The sequence below is a fragment of the Arthrobacter sp. OV608 genome (genome assembly GCA_900110595.1).
Lineage (GTDB): Bacteria > Actinomycetota > Actinomycetes > Actinomycetales > Micrococcaceae > Arthrobacter.
This window is the reverse complement of sequence record FOEZ01000008.1, coordinates 1-18393: the sequence shown is the minus strand read 5'-3', so window position 1 is coordinate 18393 and position 18393 is coordinate 1. Positions and strand designations below refer to the sequence as shown.

Genomic DNA, 18393 nt, shown 5'->3' with positions numbered 1-18393 from the left:
CCGCTGTTCGGGTCTATGTTGAAACTATGAACAAGGTAGCGAGCCAGCACTTTGGCGAGATCGAGCTCAATCACGGCAGCGATCACAACATCGCTGCCAAACATGAGCTGCGGGGCCATCCGCTGGAGATCGACCTGAACATCACCGCCCACGACCACTTCGACGAGGCGGCACTGCGCAAGGTGGATTACCGCCTGCGGTTCCTGCCCGAACTGGTGGACGAGGTGCGGGACATGATCGCGGAGGAGCTGGACCAGGAAGGCACCAGCCCGCAGGAATACCTCCATTTCCACTGCAACGCGCTCAAGGATGAGCACCTGCACAAGGTTTTTGGTGTCCAGGAACGGAGCCAGCTCACCAAGGAAGTGTTCCTCAAAGCACTGAAGCTCGGCCACGTGGGCATCTACCCCGGCCAACCCGAACGCTACTTTGTGATGGACTTCACCCTGGGCGAGCACTTCACCGATGAAGTCCTGGTGGCCTCGGCGGACGAGGACGGCGTCGTGGACGACGAGATCGTCTGGGAGTCCTGACGCGGGATGCACTTAAACCAAAACGGTGGCTGAGCAGACGCTCAGCCACCGTTCTTGGTTTCGACAGGCTCAACCACCGGTGGTTGAGCCTGTCGAAACCCTTGCTGTTGTTTTACTTCGCCGCTTCCAGCAGTCCGGCGCGGACCGTCTTGGTGGCCTCGACCAGGTTCCGCAGGGATTCCTCGGTCTCAACGTAGCCGCGGGTCTTCAGGCCGCAGTCCGGGTTGACCCAGAGCTGGCGGGACGGAACGTGCTTCACGGCGGTGCTGAGCAGCTCAGTCACTTCCTCGGTGCCGGGAACGCGCGGCGAGTGGATGTCGTAGACACCAGGACCAACGCCGCGGCCGAAGCCGTGGGACTCAAGGTCGTGCACAACCTCCATGCGGGACCGGGCGGCCTCAATGGAGGTCACATCCGCGTCCAGCCCGTCGATCGCGTCGATGATCACGCCGAACTCGGAGTAGCAGAGGTGGGTGTGGATCTGGGTGGCGTCGGCCGCGCCGGCGGTAGCCAGGCGGAAGGAATCCACGGACCACTTCAGGTACTCGGCGTGGTCTGCCTTGCGCAGCGGAAGGAGCTCGCGCAGGGCAGGCTCGTCCACCTGGATGACCTTGATGCCGGCGGCTTCGAGGTCGGCGATCTCGTCGCGCAGGGCCAGACCGACCTGGTTGGCCGTCTCGCCCAGCGGCTGGTCGTCGCGGACGAAGGACCACGCCAGGATGGTGACCGGACCGGTGAGCATGCCCTTCATCGGCTTGCTGGTCAGGGACTGCGCGTACTCGGCCCACTTCACCGTGATGGGGGCGCTTCGGGTCACGTCGCCCCACAGGATGGACGGACGGGTGCAGCGCGAGCCGTAGGACTGGACCCAGCCGTGGACGGTGACGTCGAAGCCTTCGAGGTTCTCGGCGAAGTACTGCACCATGTCGTTGCGCTCGGGCTCGCCGTGCACCAGGACGTCGTAGCCCAGCTCTTCCTGCAGGTCCACAACGCGCTTGATCTCGTCCTTCATGAGCTTCTCGTACTGCTCATCAGTGAGATCGCCCTTGTTGTTGCGGGCGCGGGCCGAACGGATCTCCGACGTCTGCGGGAAGGAGCCGATGGTGGTGGTGGGCAGCGGCGGCAGGTGCAGCGACTCTTCCTGGGCGGCTTCGCGGACTGAGTACTCGGAGCGGGCGAAGTCCGCGGCGGTCAGGGCTTCGGTGCGTGCCCGGACGTCTGAACGGCGGACGCCTTCGGCGGTGGCGCGGGAGGCGATCACTGCCGTTGCATCGTCGATGGCTGCTTTGGCGGAGGCGGGGTTGGCCAGGTACTCGGCGAGGGTCTTGACCTCCACGGCCTTCTGGTCGGAGAACGCGAGCCAGCTGCGGAGCTGCTCGGAAAGTTGGGTTTCCTCGGCGACGTCGTGCGGGACGTGCTGCGTGGAGGTGGACGTCGAAACGGCGAGCGTGCCGGCGGCTTCCTTCAGTGCGTCCAGCTTCGCAGCGGAGGCTGCGAGGTCGTTGCGCCAGATGTTGTGACCGTCCACGACGCCGGCAACCAGGGTTTTGCTGCCCAGGCCCGCCAGGGCGGCGGCGGAGGGGACAGCGCCCTTGAAGACGTCGATATGAAGGGCCTCGATGTTGGTGGCTGCGAGGGTGCCGAGCTGGCCGTCGAGCGAGCCGTACGGGGTGGACACGAGGATCTGCGGGCGGTTGGCTGCTGCGGTCAGGACGTCGTAGGCGCGGGCCACGGCTGCTTCGATGTCACCGGCCGGGGTGTCCTGGTCGACCACCAGGGCGGGTTCGTCCAGCTGGACCCAGCCGGCCCCGGCTGCTGCCAGCTTCTCGAGCAGCTGCACGTAGACGGGCAGGATGTCCCCGAGGCGGGACAGCGGGTTGAAGCCGGCCGGGGCGTCGTCGGAAGCCTTGGAGAGCAGCAGGTAGGTGACCGGGCCAACGAGGTACGGGCGGGTTTCGATGCCGTTGGCAAGGGCGAAGGCAAACTCGTCAACCTTGGCGGTGGAGGCGAGGGTGAACCCGGTTTCCGGACCGATTTCCGGCACCAGGTAGTGGTAGTTGGTGTCGAACCACTTGGTCATTTCCAGCGGCTGCTGTTCCTTGCTGCCGCGGGCCAGCGTGAAGTAGCCGTCGATGTCCAGCTGTCCCTCAGCGTTGAGGAGGTTGCCGAAACGGGCCGGCACGGCGCCGAGGTGCGCGGTGGTGTCCAGGACCTGGTCGTAGTAGGAGAAGGTGCCGGGCACGGCGGCGGCTTCGGTCAGGCCGAGCTCCTGCAGGCGCTTGGCGATGGTCAGCTGGATGTCCTTGGCAGCGGCGTCCAGGGCGGCGGCGTCGATCTTGCCGGCCCAGTAGGCCTCGACGGCCTTCTTGAGCTCGCGGCGCCGGCCGATACGGGGGTAGCCAAGGAGTGAGGCGGACGGGAAGGGCGTGTTGTTTTCAGGCATGACAAATCCTCAGGTAGGAGCTGGGTTTGAAACTTTGGGCTTTATAGCCAGGGTCTAAAGCGCGGGGTGCTTCGCGGAAGTCGTCAGCTGGCGAGCTGGCGCCGGGTGAGCGCGTCCCGCCGGATCCCGGAACGGGAATGCCGGGGAAGTGCCAGTTTGTCCAGCACCTCCAGTGCGCTTTGGTGTTCATTGAAGGTGTAGAGGTGGATGCCGGGCGCGCCGGCATCCAGTGCGGCGTTGGCCAGGTCCACGGTGGCATCGACGCCGATGTGGAGGCGTTCGATGTCGTTGTCCGCGGCGGCCAGGCGTTCCATCAGTTCCGCTGCGGGCTCCACGCCCGCCAGCTCACCCAGCCGCTTGAGGCGGCGGAGGCTGGTCAGCGGCATCACGCCGGGAATGATGGGGATGGTGACTCCGGCCCGGCGTGCCCGGGTGAGGAGGTCGGCGTACTGTTCTGCACGGAAGAAGACCTGGGTGATGGCGAAGTCCGCGCCGGAACGCTGCTTTGCGAGCAGCACCTCGACGTCGTGCTCCTCACTCGGCGATTCCGGGTGCCTGGTGGGGTACGCCGCCACGCCAACCGCAATCTTCCCGGCGCACAGCAGTGCCGAACGGCGCTGCTCTACGCGGCGGATGAGTTCGATCAGGTCCTGGGCGTACCGCAGGGCTCCGTCGACGGGTTCGCCGCCGTCCTTGGGAAGATCGCCGCGCAGCGCCAGGATGCCGCGCACCCCGGTGTCCAGCAGTTCGCCGATGATGCCCGCCAGTTCCTGCGGCGTGTTGCCAACACAGGTCAGGTGGGCCAGCGGCCGGAGGGTAGTTTCGAGCAGGAGCCGGTTGATAAGTTCGACGGCGGTGTCCCGGTTGGAGCCACTGGCACCATACGTGACGGAGACGTAGTCAGGTTCGGTGGTTTCCAGTTCCCGGATGGTGGTCCAGAGCGTTTCCGCGGCTGCCGGCGAACGGGGCGGGAACAGCTCGTAGGAAAGCGCCACGGGGGCGGCTTCGGAGAGATTCGGGTGTGTGTCGATAAGGCTTGGTGGCGACATTTGCATCCTTGGCTTTGGGCCATTGGAGGTTCCCTGTCAGAAACTGGACGGGGACCGGCAATGAATTTGAGTTTGGGGAACACGAAAAAACTCCACAAGGACGCAGCCGCGACTGTTACGCCTGGAATGAAGTTGTCCGTGAGCAAATGTCAGGCCCACATGGGGGCACCCACACCCTCCGCAACGGAGGATCGCTGACACGTTACCGCGGTAACTTGTATAGAACTCTATGAGCGGCCGGAGGAGCTTTCAAGTCGGCGCCCGAATTAAGACGCAGTCTTACGCCTTGTTTCGTTCGGCAACAGAATATTCTTCGCTCCGCTCCCCCTTTGCGCCTGTGGCCGCTGGTCACCAGGGCCGGTCCACGCCGGGAGCGGTGTCCTCAAGGTAGTCCGACCGTTCCCGTCCGCTGTTGCGTTCCCGCTGGGACTCCCGGGCGCTCTCCTGCAACTGCTGCAGCTGGTCCTCGCCGGGCGACTTGGCCTTCGGCTCGTCCGGTCCTCCCTCCTCCGCCGCGTTTGCCTGATCCTCGGCGGACCCCTTGGTTGACTCGAGTTTTCCGTTCAGGCGCCCTTCCGCCTCCTTTAGCTTTTGGCCGGCATCAGCGGAGGGTCCCGCGTCGAAACAGCCCTCCGGGGCCTCGCTGGCGGCTTCCAATGCCTCGGTAAACAGGGCTGCGGCACCCGCCCTATCCTCCAGACGCAGCTTCTCGTCACCGAGCCGCTCGATGGCGAGGACAAGGTTGAGCCGCACCACGCAGGCATCCAGCGAGCCTGGCGGGGCAAGGTCCAGGGCTTCCTCGAAGCGCAACCGGGCAGCTCCGAAATTTCCGGCGAGCGCCTGGGCGTCCCCGGCGGCGAAGGGCGCTTTGTGCGGCTCCACGATGTTTGCGGCCTGGAGCGCCTCCGCAGCCATTCCGACGGCGGCCGCGTCCTTGGCTTCGAAGGCCTTCGCGGCGTGCCCCGCAAGCGGGTCGAGGCTGAGAAGTTTCGCCGCGACCAACAGCACCAGCAGAGCGGGAAGGGCCGACCACACCAGCAGGCGGCGCCTCATCCTGCCGTATCCTTTGGCTGGCCGCCGTGTGCGGCACGAAGGGGCCTGGCCGCAGGCCGCACTTCGCGCAGCTGCCGGATGATGCCCATCAGCTCGGCCAACCCCACCACGAAGGCACCCGCAGCGAAAAGCCAGTAGAACTCGGTCCGGCCCCCAAGGGTGCCGTCTTGTTCCGTTCGTTCCAGGGCGCCGGCGCGCGCCTCCTGCAGCATGGCTGAGACCGGGTCCCCCGCTGACCGGTGCACATAGGGCACACCCAGCCGCGCAGCGACCTCCCGGAGCCTGTCCTCATCAATGATGGACAGCGCATCCTTGGCGGCATCTACGGTGCGGTCCTGGATGTAGGGGGCATCGTCGTCGGACTCCATCCCGGTGTTCTCCTTCATGCGCCCGCCGCCGGAGGTCCCGTACCCCAGCACCGCTCCCCCGGCCACCAGTTCCCCATCCAGCGCCATGGGCTCCGGCTCCTTCCCGCTGGTTTGCTCGCCGTCGCCCAGGTAGAAGACGAGCCGGGGCCGCTCGGGGTGGCTGTCCCTGGCTGCGGACAGGCGTTCGGCGAGCACTTGGCGGGCGGCCGTGATGCTGCTGCCTTTGGCATAGGACGTGACCTGCGGCTGGAGGATCGAGGTAATGGTGTCAAGCGCTGACGTGTCGGTGGTCAGGGGCATCCGGACATGGGCTTCGGTGTCAAAGGTGATGACGGAAAAACGGGCACCCGGCAGTTCCCCGGCGATGGCCATGATGTCCTGGCGGACGCCGGCGAGGCGCGGTGCGGCATTGCCGTAGTCCTCGGCCACCATGCTGCTGGTGGTGTCCACCACAAAAAAGACGTTCAGGTCCGCTGCAGCGGCCTGGGCGGAGCCGCCGGGGATGCCTGGCCGGAATGCTGCTGTCAGCACGAACAGCACCAGCAGGGCCCGCCGGATTCGTCCAGTGCGGCCGGGGCGCCTCCGTTCGCAAAGGATCCGCCAGCCCAGGAAGACCAGTGCGGCGGCGGTGAGGGGCAGGAGGAGCCACCACGGCAGGATCGGCTGCAGTGTCATGGGCGGAGCCGCCAGGACGCAACAGCGAGGACAAGGCCGGCCAGGAGCGCAACGGCCAACGGAAGGTTGGGCAAGTCGGTGACCACGGCACGCGGCGCGCCCTGCAGGGTGGACTTCTCCGTTTCCTGCACGGCCCGCACAATGCCCGGCACCGCGTCCGGGCTGTCCAGGGCGTAATAGGCTCCCCCACTGGACTCGGCGGCCGCACGCAATTGCGCCCCGGGCTGGTCAGCGTCGGTGCCGTAGTCAAAGTCCCCCGGGTTCAGCGCATAAACACGGGCTTCCCTTTCCTTCGCCATTCCGGCAGCTTCCTGCAGGGTCATGATGGGATCGCCCGAAACAAAGTTGTCCGTGGCCAGGATCACCGACCGCGAGCGCGGTTGCCGGCTGCCCTGCTGGCCAGCGTTCTGCTGCTTGCTGTTTTCCGGGTCCCGGGAGGGTGGAAAGCTGGTGATGCATGAGGCGAGGCCATCCCCGATCAGGGATGAACCGCGGCCGCTCCAGGTTCCGTCGAGGAAGCCGGACGTGCCGGGTTTGCCGTTGAAGGCATCACGGGCCAGGGCCAGCTGTTCCCTGGCGTACTCATAGTCGTCGGTGAGGGGAAAGACCTGGATGGCTGTGCTGTCGAAGATGGTCAGGCCTATTCTTTCGCCCTCGAAGTCCTCTGCCAGCCGGGCAAACACGTCCACCACCTCCGCGTCTGCGCTGCTCATGGATCCGGAAGCGTCCAGGCACAGGACGATGTCGCGGTTGTGCTGCTCCGGCCGGACGGTGTCCACATTCACAGGGCGTGCGGCGGCGAGCAGGGTTGACGCCAGCAGGACCCCGCAGGCAGTTGCCGCGACCACCAGCCACTGGCGGTGCCGCCGCAGTGCGGCCTGGTATTCGGGCAGGCGGGTGAGCCTGTCCGCATGGGCTGCCGGCCGCCGTCGTGCGCTTGTGTTCCTGCCCGGGCGCCACGCCGCCCAGGCCGCGAGGCCTGCCACGGCCGCACCCAGGGGAACCACCCACCAGAACATCAGCTCCACGAGCGCACCGCCTCGCGTGCCGCCGCGGCAGAGCTTGCGACGGCGGGCAGCGGCTCGGACCCGAACTCACCCGGGTACAGCGCGCCGACGGCCTTCGCGGCCGCGGGCAACGGGTGGCTCGCGAGGTCGGCGTACGTCATTCTCGGCGCGTCCACCCCGGTGGCGTCGCGGACGAAGCGGCGCAGGAGGAGGCTGATCTGCTGGTGGGCAGCGCGGGTACTGATGTTTCCGGCGGCTGCCTCCCGTTCCACGTCAATAATCCGCTGCAGGTACGCCGATTGGAGTGCCGGCAGGTCGGTGAGCGGTCCCGACCCGGCGGGGGTGCTGGGCCGGGGACGCCTGGTACTGGCGAAAACAAACGTGTACCAGGCGGCCAGCAGGAGCAGCAGGGCCAGCCCTGTCCACGTCCACAGCGGACTGTACGGCAGCGGGCCGAGGAATTCGGGATCAGCCTGCACGCCGGTGCCTTTCCAGGAGTGCGAACAGCTCCGTGATGACCTCCGGGCTCCCGCTGACCGAACCCCCGGTGATCCCTGCCTGGCGCAGCATGTCAGTGCGTCCGGAGTCCCTGTCCGTCACTGCCTGGGAGTATGCTGCAGCCACTCGCGGAGACCGGGCCAGGTGGCCCATCAGAGGCGAGGAATCGTGAACGCTGAACCACGGCGCTTCCGCCGTCAGATCCGCATCACGGACCGTCAGCCACAGGATCTCATGCTGTGCCCGAAGCCGGCGGAGCAGCCCTGACAGCGAGGGGGTGGCTACCATTTCGTCCGCCACAACGAACAACAGGAACCTGCCCTTGACGGTGCGGGCCACATGCTCCAGTTGGTCCTCAAGCCGGCTGGCAGCAGAATCCATGGTGGCGTTGTTATGGACATGGCGCAGGAGCCGTTCGAGGTGCGCCTCGCCGCTTTTGGCCGGCAGGGATGTTGTTTTATGGGCGTCGCCGCACACCAGGCCCACCACGTCGCCGTGCCGGTGGGCCAGGTACCCGATAACCCCCAGCGCCATGATGGCAATGTCCTTCTTGGTTTCCCCGCCGGCTGCTTCGGCTGCCATGTTGCGCCCGGTATCGGTGATGAGCAGGACTGTCTGCCGCCGGACGGCCACGTACCTCCTGATCAATGGGGACCCGTGGCGGGCTGTTGCCTTCCAGTCGATATCGCGCACCTCGTCTCCCGGAACATAGGCGCGGAGGTCATCAAAGTCCAGGCTGCGGCCGCGGAAAACAGAACCGTATTCGCCGTCAAGCATGCCGCGGGCCTTACGGTGCGCAAAGATGGCCATCTTCGACTTCACCCGGTGAAGGAGGCTGGTCATGGCGGGCTCAGGGCGTCTGGACGGCGGCGACCACGGCGTCGATGACCGTTTCCACCGGCACCTGCTCAGCCACTGCCTCAAAATTCAGGATGAGGCGGTGCCGCAGGACGCGGTGGGCCAGCGATTTCACATCTTCCGGGATCACATGGTCCCGGCCCTGCAGGAGCGCCACTGCGCGTGCCGCCTGGCTGAAGGCGATGCTGGCGCGCGGACTGGCACCGAACTCGATGAAGCCGGCAAGCCGCGGATCAATGTACTGCTGCGCGTTCCGGGTGACGTAGACCAGCCCCACGATGTAGTTGATGACCGCCGGATCGATGTAGATCCGCTTGACCATGCTTTGGGCGTGGGCCACCGCCTCAAGGGACGCCGCGGCCGCCGGCTTCTGCTCGTCGGTGAACACTCCGGCGTCGAGCCTACGGATGATCTCGGCCTCCTCGGCAGGCGACGGATAATCCAGGACGTCCTTGAGCATAAAGCGGTCCATCTGGGCTTCCGGAAGCTGGTAGGTGCCTTCCTGCTCGATCGGGTTCTGCGTAGCCAGGACCAGGAACGGGGAAGGGAGCCGGTGTTCCTGGCCGCCGATGGACGTCTGCCGTTCCTGCATGGCCTCCAGCATGGCGCTCTGGGTCTTGGCGCTGGAGCGGTTGATCTCGTCCAGCAGCACGATGTTGGCGTGCACCGGGCCCAGCTGCGTGACGAAGGTTCCCTTGGCGGCGTCGTAGATCTGCGTCCCCACAATGTCACTGGGCAGCAGGTCCGGAGTGCACTGGATCCGCCGGAACTCCGCGCTGATGGCTTCGGCGACAGTCTGGGCAGCCGTGGTTTTGGCCAGGCCCGGAACGCTTTCCAGCAGGATATGGCCGCCGGTGAGCAGGCCCACCAGCAGCGATTCCCGCAGCCGGGATTGCCCCACCATCTTCGCGTCGAAGCTCCTGGAAATGTTGGCTGCAACCTGTTGCGCCCGTGCCAGCTCCGCCGGTTCGATCCTTGCCGAAGAGCTGGTTTGAAGCACTGCGATTCCCCCTGATGGCTGTGTTTTGGCGTCCGGTACGGCCGGACCGCACTCCGCCGCCATCCTATCCAAGACGGATCCGCGGGTTCGGGCAATGGGGACCACTCCCCACGGGGGCTCCCCAGGTCTATTCTTTTGACATGAGCGAGCTTCCAGCCAGTTACAAGGAGTTTCTCGCCGACAAAAGCGAGATGTTCATCAACACCGTCAAGCCTGTCCTGCAGCAGTCAGCCGCGGACAGGCTCCATGGAGTCCGGGTTGTCTACAACCCAGGCTCAACCGGCCACCAGGCACACCTTGACGACAGCATCCCCTTCGGAGTGGTTGTCGAGGATATCGACTAGCGGGCGGCTAACCCCGCACCGCGCCGGACAAGGCAAATGAGCTCCCGGCACCCCTGGCCACAATGACGTACAGGGCCAGCACCGGCAGCGAGTACAGGATGGAGAAGGCGGCGAGCTGGCCGTAGGCAACTGCGCCATGCTGTCCGAAGAAACTGAAAATGGATACCGCCGCTGGCTGCTTCGCCTCGGACAGGAGCAGCACAAACGGGACGAAGAAGTTTCCCCAGGCCTGGATGAACACAAAAATGAACACCACGCCGAGTCCCTGGCGCATCAACGGCAGGACGATGGTGCGCAGCGCTGTCATCCTGGACGCGCCGTCCACCCATGCCGCCTCCTCGAGGGACACCGGCACAGCGTCCATGAAGTTCCGGGTCATCCAGATGGCCATCGGCAGGGCGGTGGCGGCCATAAACAGCATGGTTGCCGGCATTGAATCCAATAGCTCCAGCTGGACGAAAAGTCCGTAGACCGGCACCATGATGGCTGTAACGGGAAGGCAGGTCCCTAGGAGCACAGCGTACATAAACGGCGTGTTGAACCGGGACCGGTAGCGGGACAGTGGATACGCGGCCAGCACGGCGGCCGCGAGCGTGGCCGTGGCCGTCCCTGCGGACAGGAGCAGGCTGTTCCACAACGGCTGCAACAGCAGCCCCGGCGTCATCACCGCGGCGAAATTCTCCAGGGTGAGGGCGGCTGGAACGCTGGTCTCGTGGCCTGCCTCCGCGTCGAAGGACGCCAGGACCAGCCACAGCAGCGGCAGCACAAAACAGGCACCGAGGACCAGCAGTGCCACATCTGCGGGACTGACACGGCTGTTCCCGGGCCTGCGCGGGCGGGGGGCCTTTTCGAAGAGGGCAGTTCCGGATGCCCGTGCCGGTGCGGTCAACGCTTCCCCTCCCTCAGCAGCCGGATGTACCCCACACCGAACACCGCACCGATAAGAAGCAGCACCGAAGCCACCGCAGTCCCGTACCCGATGTCACCGAATTTGAAGGCCTCCTGGTAGGCCAGGACCGGGAGGGTAGTGCTGGCATTGGCCGGACCTCCGGCGGTCATCACCCAGATCAGGGTGAACACGGCAAGCGTCTGCAAGGTGACCAGCATCAGGTTGGTGGCGATGCTGCCCCGGATCATGGGCAGCGTGATGAAAGCCAGCCGCTTCCAGCCGCCGGCGCCGTCCATCTGCGCGGCCTCGGCCACTTCCGTGGGAATGTCGTTCAGGGCCGCCCGGTACACCAGCATGGAAAAGGCCGTGCCCCGCCAGATATTCGCCAGCACCACGGCCGCCATCGGCCAGGAATAGAGCCAGTCCGGCTCTCCCATTCCCAGGCCGCCCAGCAACTGGTTCAGGGTGCCGTCCCGGCTGAAGTAGGCGTAGGCGGCGAAGGCCGCCACGATCTCGGGCAGCACCCAGGCAGCCACTACCGCCGTGCCCACAGCTGCGGACACGGCCCGGCGTGCGCGCCGCATCAGCACCGCGAGGGCCAGCCCCAGCAGGTTCTGGCCCAGGACAGCAGAAGCCCCAACGAACAGGACTGTCAGCCACAGCGAGAGGGGAAACACCGGATCCAGCAGCAGCCGCTGGTAGTTCTCCAGCCCCACCCATTCGGGGTTGCGCGCATTCCTGCCCGTCAGCCCGGTATTGGTAAAGGACGCCTGGAAGGCCCAAAACACCGGACCGGCCAGGAACACCAGCAAAAGCAGCAGGGCAGGCAGGACGGGCAGGTAGCGCAGCAGCCCGCGTCCCCCCATTCGGGCCGGCACCGGCTACTTCCGGACGGTCTTGTCGCCGCCCACTATGTCTGCCACGGCGGCGTCGTAGTCTGCGGCCGCCTGGTCGGGCGACTTGGCACCGGTGATCACACCCTCCGTCGCCTCCTGGACGGCGGCAGAGATCCGGGGGTAGTCGGAAGTGGCCGGGCGGTAGCGGGTGACTGAGACGAGTCCGGAGACGTCCTTCACGAACGGGTTGGCCCCCTGGTAGCCGGAGTCCTCAGCGACGTCGCTTCGAACCGCGATCTGGGAACTGTCCAGCGTGAATTTCAGCGAGTTGTCCCGGTTGAGCGCCGTGCTCAGGAATTTGAAGGCGAGGTCCGGTTCTTTGGTCCCTGCTCCGATGGCCAGCGTCCAGCCCCCGGACATGCTCACCGCACCCGGCTCGCCGCCGTCCTGCGTGGGGAACGGGGCAACCGCCATGTCCTGTGCGTAGCCGGGCCATTCGTAACTGCCGCCGTCCTGCCAGAACGACGGCGCGTAGGAGCCTTCCACGGTGGCGCCCAGTTTTCCGTCCGGGAACCATTCGCCGAACACCTTTTTCCAGACGTTCGCATCGAGGGCTTCGGCAGGCGTCACTGCGAGCCCTTCGTCATAGAGGGTCTTGAGGAAGCCCAGCGAATCCTTGAAACCGGCGGATCCCACCACCCATTTTTTGGACTCCTCGTCGTAGAGGGTGGAGCCGGTGCCGTAGAGCAGTTCGTAGAACCCCTGCATGACGGTGCCCTCGCCGCTGCCTTTCCCGGCGTACATGTTGAACGGGACCACCGAGGGGTCGTCCGCTTTGATCTTCCGCGCCGTATCCAGGATGTCCTGCCAGTTGCGCGGCTGCCACGGAAGGCTGATGCCCGCGGCTTCGAAGACTTTTTTGTTGTACCAGATGGCCCGGGTGTCGGTGCCCAGGGGCACTGCATAAGTGCCGCCGTCGTCCGCACGCCCTGCCGCCTTGGCGCCGTCGTCGAACTTTTCCCAGTCCGCCCAGCCATCAAGGTGGCTGTCCAGCTTCAGGAGGTAGCCGGCGTCGACGTCGGAGCGGACCTTGAACGTGTCCTCGTAGAAGACGTCCGGTGCGGTGGACGGCGATCTCAAGGCAAGGGCCAGCTTGGTGCCGTAATCGTCGTCGTTGCCCTGGATGGGCTGCAGCTCGACGGTGACTCCCTGGTTGGCCGCCTCGAACTCCTTCTTGGCGGCCTGGAACATTGTCTCCAGCGCGGTGAAGGAGTCAGTTTTCTGGTAGACCACCTTCAGGGTCTTGGAGCCGTCATCGGGGGCCGCCGGCGTACACGCGGTGAGGAGGAACAGTGCCGAAGCGATGAGGGACAGGGTCTTCAGTGCCGGGCGACGCATCATGCTCCATTCAATCGAAGGCTGCGGACCCCTTTTGTCAGCGGGCCCCAGCCGCGGCAATACGCAAATGCTAGATGGGAGTCCTGCCCCGGACAAGGGCGGGCAGCCCCCTCAGCTCTCCAGGAGCAATCTTTGGGCCCTCGGCGCGAGTGTGTGTTCCAGAACGAGGGAGGCGGCACCGATGGCGCCCACGTCTTCGCCCACCCCGGTGCCCACCACCTCGATGGGATGGATCAGCCGGGTGTCACTGTTGGCATCCAGCAGGGCCGGTATCTTCTCAAGGTAGCGTTCGGCCAGGCGGCTCCAGAACGGTCCGCCAAACACCACCCGCTCCACATCCAGCGTGTTGGTCACCACGGAGGCTGCCCGTGCCACCAGCACGGCGGACTTGTCGATGATGGCGATGGCCTGTTCATTTCCCGCGTCGGCCAGGTCGCACAGCGCAGAGAAGCTCTGCTGGATTTCGGCGCCACTATTGCCCGAGCGGGAGCCGTCCAGGATGCCGGCAGCCTCGGCCTCGGCCACCAGGACCTGCGGGATGCAGGAGGATTTGACGCAGCCCCGCAGGCCGCAGTCGCACGGCGGGCCGTGCGGGTCCACCACGATATGGCCGATCTCCCCGGCGTTGCCGGACATGCCCCGGACCACCTCGTCATTAAGCACGATTCCACAGCCGATACCGGTGCCCATGTACATAAAAATGAAGCTGCCCGCTCCGCTGGGACCGCCGGCCCAGGTTTCGGCCACGGCCGCGCTGGTGACGTCCTTGTCCATGAGGACGGAGTATCCGGTGGCCTGGGACAGGGCGTTGCGCAGTTCCACCCGGTCCCAGCCGGGAAGGAGCGGCGGGTCCACCACTGTGCCGTTGTCCAGGTCGATGGGGCCCGGTGCCGCCACACCGAGGCCTGCAATCCTGTCCCGGTCCACGCCTGAGTCCTCCACGAGCTGGGCGATTTCGGCGGCGATGGTGGAAATAACGGCCGAAGGATCGTTGCCGCCGGGTGTCTTGATGCGGGAGTGCTGCACCACCGCACCCACCAGGTCCAGGACCACGAAGGTGGTCACGGCGGGGTCCAGGTGGACGCCGACTGCGTACATCCCGCGGGGGTTGAGGCGGAGGATGGTGCGGGGCTTTCCGGGGCCGCTGCCTTCCTTGCCGGCTTCGACAATAAGGTTCTGGTCCAGGAGGCGGCGGGAGATGTTCGAGATGGTCTGCGGCGAGAGTCCCACGATCTGGGCGAGTTCCACCCTGCTCAGTCCGCCCGAGGACCTGCGGATGGCGTCGAGGATCACAGTGAGGTTGAAGTCGCCCATCCGGGGCAGGTTCGTGCCGCGCCTCGGTGAGGATTGGCGGATCTCAGTCACGGCGTCCCCTTCGTCTTCGGCACAAAGATACTGATGTCTGAATCGTACGTTACGCACCGGCACAGACCCACCGGAACGGCCGACGGCGCGGCACAATGTGTGGGAAAGCGCAGCGGGTTACGGCCCGGGGCGCTCCGCTGCCGCGGCAATGGCTCCGGCAGGGTCATTGGTGCCCCGGCGGGTGCTCAGGGTCACCGTGAATCTAGGGTTCCGGCCCAACACCCGTGTGGGTCCGATGTGGCGCTCAAGTGCGGGAACGTAGGCCAGGTGGCGGTTGTAGACGGTCCAGAGCTCACCGCCCGGGGCGAGTACCCGGCCGGCTGCTTCGATGAGTTTCAGGCCCGCTCCGGCATGGACGCCGGCACCGACATGGAACGGTGGGTTCAGGAGGATCAGGTCCGCGCTGGCGTCGGCCAGTGTGGCCATCGCATCATCCTGCAGGACGTGGACCTGTTCCGCCAGGCCGTTCGCGCTGGCCGTGGCCCGCGCGGATGCCACGGCTGCGGCTGACTGGTCCGTGGCGGTCACGGTTGAGCCCGGGTGCTGCCGGGCATACATCGCGGCAAGGATGCCGGTGCCGCAGCCAAGGTCGATGGCGTGCCGCGCGGGCCGCATGGAAGGCAGGAATGTCAGCAGGAACCTGGTGCCGATGTCCAGCTTTGGGCCCGCGAAGACCGCGCCGTGGGCAGCGACGTCGAGGTCGATTTCGGCGAGGTGTTCGACGACCGGGAAGCGCTGCGGCTCCCCCGTCCTGCGGGGACCGCTGGCCAGGATGACACGCGATTTCTGCCGAGCCAGCTGCGGTGCGACCGAGCTGAAGTGGCGTTCCAGGACCGCATTCATCCCCAGCGACATGTGCTTCACGCGGCCGCCGGCCAGGAGCACCACGTCCGGCGCGGCGTACCGTGCCATCGCGTCGGTGATCTGGTCCAGCTCGGCAAGGGTCTTGGGCAGTTGCAGCAGGACAATGCCGGCCCCATCAAGCAGTTCCGGGCCCAGGGGCAGCTGGGTGAAGCCGGCTTCCCCATCAGCGAACACCTCGGCTGCGTTCAGTCGCAGTGCCTGCTCCCCGGTGATGAGGTCCTGGTGCACGCTCACGGTTCCGGGATCAAGCACCGCCAGTGCGCCAAGGGTCAGGGCACCGTAGCGGTCGCCGATCACTGCCATGCTGGTTCCCGGCCGCATCCGTTCGGCTGCCGTGTCGAGCAGCAGGCGGTCGGTCGCATCCCAGGCCTGCAGGTTGGGTGCTTCCACGTCCGGCCTGCGGCGGAGCTTCGGAAGGACGTCGTCGAGACTCTTTACTGCCACCGGGTTTCCTGCCGTCTTTCCTGTATGCCATACCCGTCCGGCTTCCGGACGGTCAGCCCCAATTTACCGTCTCTGCCCGGGGGCGGATCCCCGGCAGCTTCAGGATCGCCGATACTGCGGCGCGTCCGGCCCGGTTGGCACCGATGGTGGACGACGACGGGCCGTAGCCCACCAGATGGACGCGCGGCTCTCCCGCCACCTGGGTCCCGTCCATCGCGATCCCGCCGCCCGGCCCGCAGAGGTGCAGCGGGGCCAGGTGTTCAAGTTCCGCCCGGAAGCCGGTGGCCCACAAAATCACATCTGCCGCCAGGTGGCCCCCGTCGGCCAGCCGGACGCCGTCGGGCTCAATGGAAGTAAACATGGGCTGCCGGTTGAGCGCACCCCGCGCGGCAGCGGCCCGAAGGGACGGCGTCCAGATCAGGCCTGTCACTGACACCACGCTCTGCGGCGGCAGGCCTTGGCGCACACGGTCCTCCACCAGGGCGACGGCATCGTGCCCGGCCTTCGCATCGAACTCAGCGTCCCGCCATACGGGCTCCCGCCGGGTGAACCAGCTGGTGGTGGTGACGAGCGAAATCTCGTCCAGGAGGCCGACGGCTGAGATCCCGCCGCCCACCACGATCACGTGTTTTCCCGCGAATTCTTCGGCAGAAACATAGTCGGCTACATGCAGTTGCCTGCCCCGGAACGTTGACTGCCCGGGATAAATGGGCCAGAAGGGCCGGGTCCAGGTACCGGTGGCGTTGATCAGCGCTGCTGCGCTCCAGTCCCCGCGGGACGTGCTGACCAGCAGCCTGCCTGCCGGGTCGTCGTCCTCACGGCTGACGGAGCTGACCTTGACCGGACGCTGGACCTGAAGTCCCAGCTCCTGCTCATAGTCGCGGAAGTAGCGCGTAAGGAATTCCGAGCTTGGTTCCTTGGGGTCGACTGCCGGCTTGGCGATGCCCGGCAGGTCGCTGATGCCGTTGACAGTTGCCATCCGCAGGCTCTTCCACCGGTGCCGCCACGCACCGCCCGGACCCTCCTCGGCGTCGAGCACTGCAAACTCCAGCCCCCGGCGCTGGAGATGGAACGCGGCGGAAAGCCCGGCCTGGCCCGCGCCGATAACAACAACGTCGGCGCGGGGAGAATTCACCCACCCATGATAGTCGCGCGGGCTGTCCCTCCCTTAGTGTTGGCCCAAGGACACAGGGAGGACGGCCATGACCACCAGAAGAGGAAACGCAGATCGGCTCGCAAGGGCACTCGCCATTGTGCTGGGGACCCGGGACATCCCGCTCCGGCTCCGCGCATGGGACGGCTCGGAGGCTGGGCCGGAAGGGGCGCCGGTCCTCGAATTCCGGTCCCGCCGCGCGTTGCGGCGCATCCTGTGGTCCCCCGGCCAGCTGGGCCTCAGCCGCGCCTACGTGTCCGGTGATATTGATGCTCCCGGGGATATCTTCGCCGCCTTCACGGCGCTGAGTTCGGCGGGCAAGTTTGCCGAGCCCGGGCCGTTCAAGCCGCTCACTGCGGGCGAACTGTGGACCCTGTTCCGGACGGCGGTGAGGCTGGGTGCGCTTGGCCCCAACCCTGCTCCCCCGGCCGAAGAGGCGCGGGTGGCAAGGAAGGGGCGGATCCACTCGCGGCGGCGTGATTCAGCCGCCATCTCCCACCACTATGACGTGGGCAACGACTTCTATTCCCTGCTGCTGGGCCCTTCCATGGTGTACTCCTGCGCGGTGTGGCCTGATGCCATGCCGCCTGTGTCTGTGGGAGCACGGGAATCCGCCGGTTCGAGCCTTGCCGACGGTCTGGACGCCGCCCAGGAAGCCAAACTGGACCTGGTATGCCGCAAGCTGGGGCTGACAGCAGGCATGCGGGTGTTGGACGTGGGCTGCGGCTGGGGCAGTTTCGCGCTGCATGCGGCCGGCAAGTACGGCGCCACTGTAGTGGGCGTGACGCTGTCCAATGAGCAGGCCATCCTGGCCCGCAAGCGCGCAGCCGACGCCGGCCTCACAGGAAGCGTGGACATCCGCGTGCAGGATTACCGGGATGTTGATGACGGGCCGTTTGATGCGATCAGTTCCATCGGCATGTCCGAGCATGTGGGCCGGGCGGAGATGCCCCGGTATACGGCGGCATTGTTCAACCTCCTGCGCCCGGGCGGCCGGTTGCTGAACCACGCCATCTCATGGAATGCCGGTCCCACCGACCCCGACCCGGATTCCTTTATCCCCCGCTACGTTTTCCCCGACGGCGAGATGATCAGCCTCGGCGAGATGTCCGTGGCCCTGGAATCTGCGGGCTTCGAGATCCTGGACGTTGAGGCGCTGCGCCGGCACTACGCTCTTACCCTCCGGGCATGGGTCAGCAGGCTGGAGGAACACTGGGACGAGGCTGTGAAGCTGACCAGCCTGGGCCGCGCCCGGGTATGGCGGCTGTACATGGCCTCCAGTGCCCTGGGTTTTGAAAACGGGCTGACGGGCGTGAACCAGGTCCTGGTCCAGCGGCCGGGCGGAAACCCGCCACCGCTGCGCCGCACGGATTGGATCTAGGAGGCAGTAAGCCCGGATTCAGAGGCCTGTTCGCCGATCCGAACCTTCAAGGCAGGGATCTGGGGCCGCTAACCCGGGATCTGCGAACAAGCCGGGGAGGGCCTGAGGGTTAGCGGCCAAAATGTGTGTACGCGATGGCTTTGGTTGTCAGTGTTCACAGGGGTTGTAGGGGTTTGCACATGCTTTGAAAGCATGTGGAGTGACGGTTCCATCGAATCAACCCAGGTGTGGTGTA

17 protein-coding genes are annotated in these 18393 nt (G+C 66.2%); 3 read left to right on the top strand and 14 right to left on the bottom strand.

The annotated features are described in order from the left end of the window. Window positions 1–26: 26 nt before the first annotated feature. Window positions 27–533 (top strand): DUF2004 domain-containing protein, encoded by a 507-nt coding sequence (locus BMX78_RS12005; protein WP_091419687.1) that lies wholly within the window; start codon window positions 27–29, stop codon window positions 531–533. Between the two features lie 112 nt (window positions 534–645). On the opposite strand, the gene metE is transcribed toward BMX78_RS12005, so the two are convergent. From metE to BMX78_RS11965, 8 genes are all read right to left on the bottom strand, one after another. Beyond that, window positions 646–2976: a 5-methyltetrahydropteroyltriglutamate--homocysteine S-methyltransferase gene (gene metE / locus BMX78_RS12000; RefSeq protein WP_091419686.1), complete on the bottom strand. Its 2331-nt coding sequence runs from the start codon at window positions 2974–2976 to the stop codon at window positions 646–648. 83 nt (window positions 2977–3059) lie between these two features. After that, the gene (locus BMX78_RS11995) at window positions 3060–4025 is read right to left on the bottom strand and encodes a methylenetetrahydrofolate reductase (protein WP_091419684.1); all 966 of its coding nucleotides are present in this window, start codon (window positions 4023–4025) and stop codon (window positions 3060–3062) included. A gap of 348 nt (window positions 4026–4373) precedes the next feature. Beyond that, window positions 4374–5078 (bottom strand): hypothetical protein, encoded by a 705-nt coding sequence (locus BMX78_RS11990; RefSeq protein ID WP_091419682.1) that lies wholly within the window; start codon window positions 5076–5078, stop codon window positions 4374–4376. Continuing rightward, window positions 5075–6121: a vWA domain-containing protein gene (locus BMX78_RS11985; protein WP_170850791.1), complete on the bottom strand. Its 1047-nt coding sequence runs from the start codon at window positions 6119–6121 to the stop codon at window positions 5075–5077. The genes BMX78_RS11990 and BMX78_RS11985 overlap by 4 nt, the downstream gene beginning before the upstream one ends. After that, window positions 6118–7140 carry a vWA domain-containing protein gene (locus BMX78_RS11980; protein ID WP_091419680.1) on the bottom strand — a complete coding sequence of 341 codons (1023 nt, stop codon included), beginning with the start codon at window positions 7138–7140 and terminating at the stop codon, window positions 6118–6120. Before BMX78_RS11980 ends, BMX78_RS11985 begins: the two co-directional genes overlap by 4 nt. Further along, the gene (locus BMX78_RS11975; protein WP_091419678.1) at window positions 7140–7607 is read right to left on the bottom strand and encodes a hypothetical protein; all 468 of its coding nucleotides are present in this window, start codon (window positions 7605–7607) and stop codon (window positions 7140–7142) included. Before BMX78_RS11975 ends, BMX78_RS11980 begins: the two co-directional genes overlap by 1 nt. After that, complete coding sequence (locus tag BMX78_RS11970; protein WP_091419677.1) at window positions 7597–8469, bottom strand: DUF58 domain-containing protein; 873 nt, start codon at window positions 8467–8469, stop codon at window positions 7597–7599. The genes BMX78_RS11975 and BMX78_RS11970 overlap by 11 nt, the downstream gene beginning before the upstream one ends. Window positions 8470–8476: 7 nt before the next feature. Next, window positions 8477–9484 (bottom strand): AAA family ATPase, encoded by a 1008-nt coding sequence (locus BMX78_RS11965; protein WP_091420005.1) that lies wholly within the window; start codon window positions 9482–9484, stop codon window positions 8477–8479. A gap of 140 nt (window positions 9485–9624) precedes the next feature. Here BMX78_RS11965 and BMX78_RS11960 point away from each other — a divergent pair, with 140 nt between their 5' ends. After that, the gene (locus BMX78_RS11960; RefSeq protein WP_091419676.1) at window positions 9625–9828 is read left to right on the top strand and encodes a hypothetical protein; all 204 of its coding nucleotides are present in this window, start codon (window positions 9625–9627) and stop codon (window positions 9826–9828) included. Between the two features lie 7 nt (window positions 9829–9835). Here the strand turns inward: BMX78_RS11960 and BMX78_RS11955 are convergent, their stop codons facing one another. The 6 genes from BMX78_RS11955 to BMX78_RS11930 form a co-directional block, all read right to left on the bottom strand. After that, on the bottom strand, window positions 9836–10717 hold the full coding sequence (locus tag BMX78_RS11955; RefSeq protein WP_091419675.1) for a carbohydrate ABC transporter permease: 882 nt from the start codon (window positions 10715–10717) through the stop codon (window positions 9836–9838). After that, window positions 10714–11583 carry a carbohydrate ABC transporter permease gene (locus BMX78_RS11950; RefSeq protein WP_091419673.1) on the bottom strand — a complete coding sequence of 290 codons (870 nt, stop codon included), beginning with the start codon at window positions 11581–11583 and terminating at the stop codon, window positions 10714–10716. Before BMX78_RS11950 ends, BMX78_RS11955 begins: the two co-directional genes overlap by 4 nt. Window positions 11584–11598: 15 nt before the next feature. Continuing rightward, window positions 11599–12951: an extracellular solute-binding protein gene (locus BMX78_RS11945; RefSeq protein WP_502686294.1), complete on the bottom strand. Its 1353-nt coding sequence runs from the start codon at window positions 12949–12951 to the stop codon at window positions 11599–11601. Between the two features lie 111 nt (window positions 12952–13062). Then, window positions 13063–14265 (bottom strand): ROK family transcriptional regulator, encoded by a 1203-nt coding sequence (locus BMX78_RS11940; protein WP_091419670.1) that lies wholly within the window; start codon window positions 14263–14265, stop codon window positions 13063–13065. Between the two features lie 168 nt (window positions 14266–14433). Continuing rightward, complete coding sequence (locus BMX78_RS11935) at window positions 14434–15624, bottom strand: class I SAM-dependent methyltransferase (RefSeq protein WP_091419668.1); 1191 nt, start codon at window positions 15622–15624, stop codon at window positions 14434–14436. Between the two features lie 52 nt (window positions 15625–15676). Then, window positions 15677–16759 carry an FAD-dependent oxidoreductase gene (locus BMX78_RS11930; RefSeq protein WP_091419667.1) on the bottom strand — a complete coding sequence of 361 codons (1083 nt, stop codon included), beginning with the start codon at window positions 16757–16759 and terminating at the stop codon, window positions 15677–15679. A gap of 67 nt (window positions 16760–16826) precedes the next feature. Between BMX78_RS11930 and BMX78_RS11925 the strand changes: the two genes are divergently transcribed. Further along, window positions 16827–18158, top strand: coding sequence for a class I SAM-dependent methyltransferase (locus BMX78_RS11925; RefSeq protein WP_091419666.1), 1332 nt, complete (start codon window positions 16827–16829; stop codon window positions 18156–18158). Window positions 18159–18393: the final 235 nt, after the last annotated feature.

Bases quoted from the DNA above. Each gene is read 5' to 3' on its own strand.
- BMX78_RS12005 (WP_091419687.1), top strand. From the start codon at position 27: ATGAACAAGGTAGCGAGCCAGCACTTTGGCGAGATCGAGCTCAATCAC.
- metE (WP_091419686.1), bottom strand. From the start codon at position 2,976: ATGCCTGAAAACAACACGCCCTTCCCGTCCGCCTCACTCCTTGGCTAC.
- BMX78_RS11995 (WP_091419684.1), bottom strand. From the start codon at position 4,025: ATGTCGCCACCAAGCCTTATCGACACACACCCGAATCTCTCCGAAGCC.
- BMX78_RS11990 (WP_091419682.1), bottom strand. From the start codon at position 5,078: ATGAGGCGCCGCCTGCTGGTGTGGTCGGCCCTTCCCGCTCTGCTGGTG.
- BMX78_RS11985 (WP_170850791.1), bottom strand. From the start codon at position 6,121: ATGACACTGCAGCCGATCCTGCCGTGGTGGCTCCTCCTGCCCCTCACC.
- BMX78_RS11980 (WP_091419680.1), bottom strand. From the start codon at position 7,140: ATGTTCTGGTGGGTGGTTCCCCTGGGTGCGGCCGTGGCAGGCCTCGCG.
- BMX78_RS11970 (WP_091419677.1), bottom strand. From the start codon at position 8,469: ATGACCAGCCTCCTTCACCGGGTGAAGTCGAAGATGGCCATCTTTGCG.
- BMX78_RS11960 (WP_091419676.1), top strand. From the start codon at position 9,625: ATGAGCGAGCTTCCAGCCAGTTACAAGGAGTTTCTCGCCGACAAAAGC.
- BMX78_RS11950 (WP_091419673.1), bottom strand. From the start codon at position 11,583: ATGGGGGGACGCGGGCTGCTGCGCTACCTGCCCGTCCTGCCTGCCCTG.
- BMX78_RS11945 (WP_502686294.1), bottom strand. From the start codon at position 12,951: ATGCGTCGCCCGGCACTGAAGACCCTGTCCCTCATCGCTTCGGCACTG.
- BMX78_RS11940 (WP_091419670.1), bottom strand. From the start codon at position 14,265: ATGGGCGACTTCAACCTCACTGTGATCCTCGACGCCATCCGCAGGTCC.
- BMX78_RS11925 (WP_091419666.1), top strand. From the start codon at position 16,827: ATGACCACCAGAAGAGGAAACGCAGATCGGCTCGCAAGGGCACTCGCC.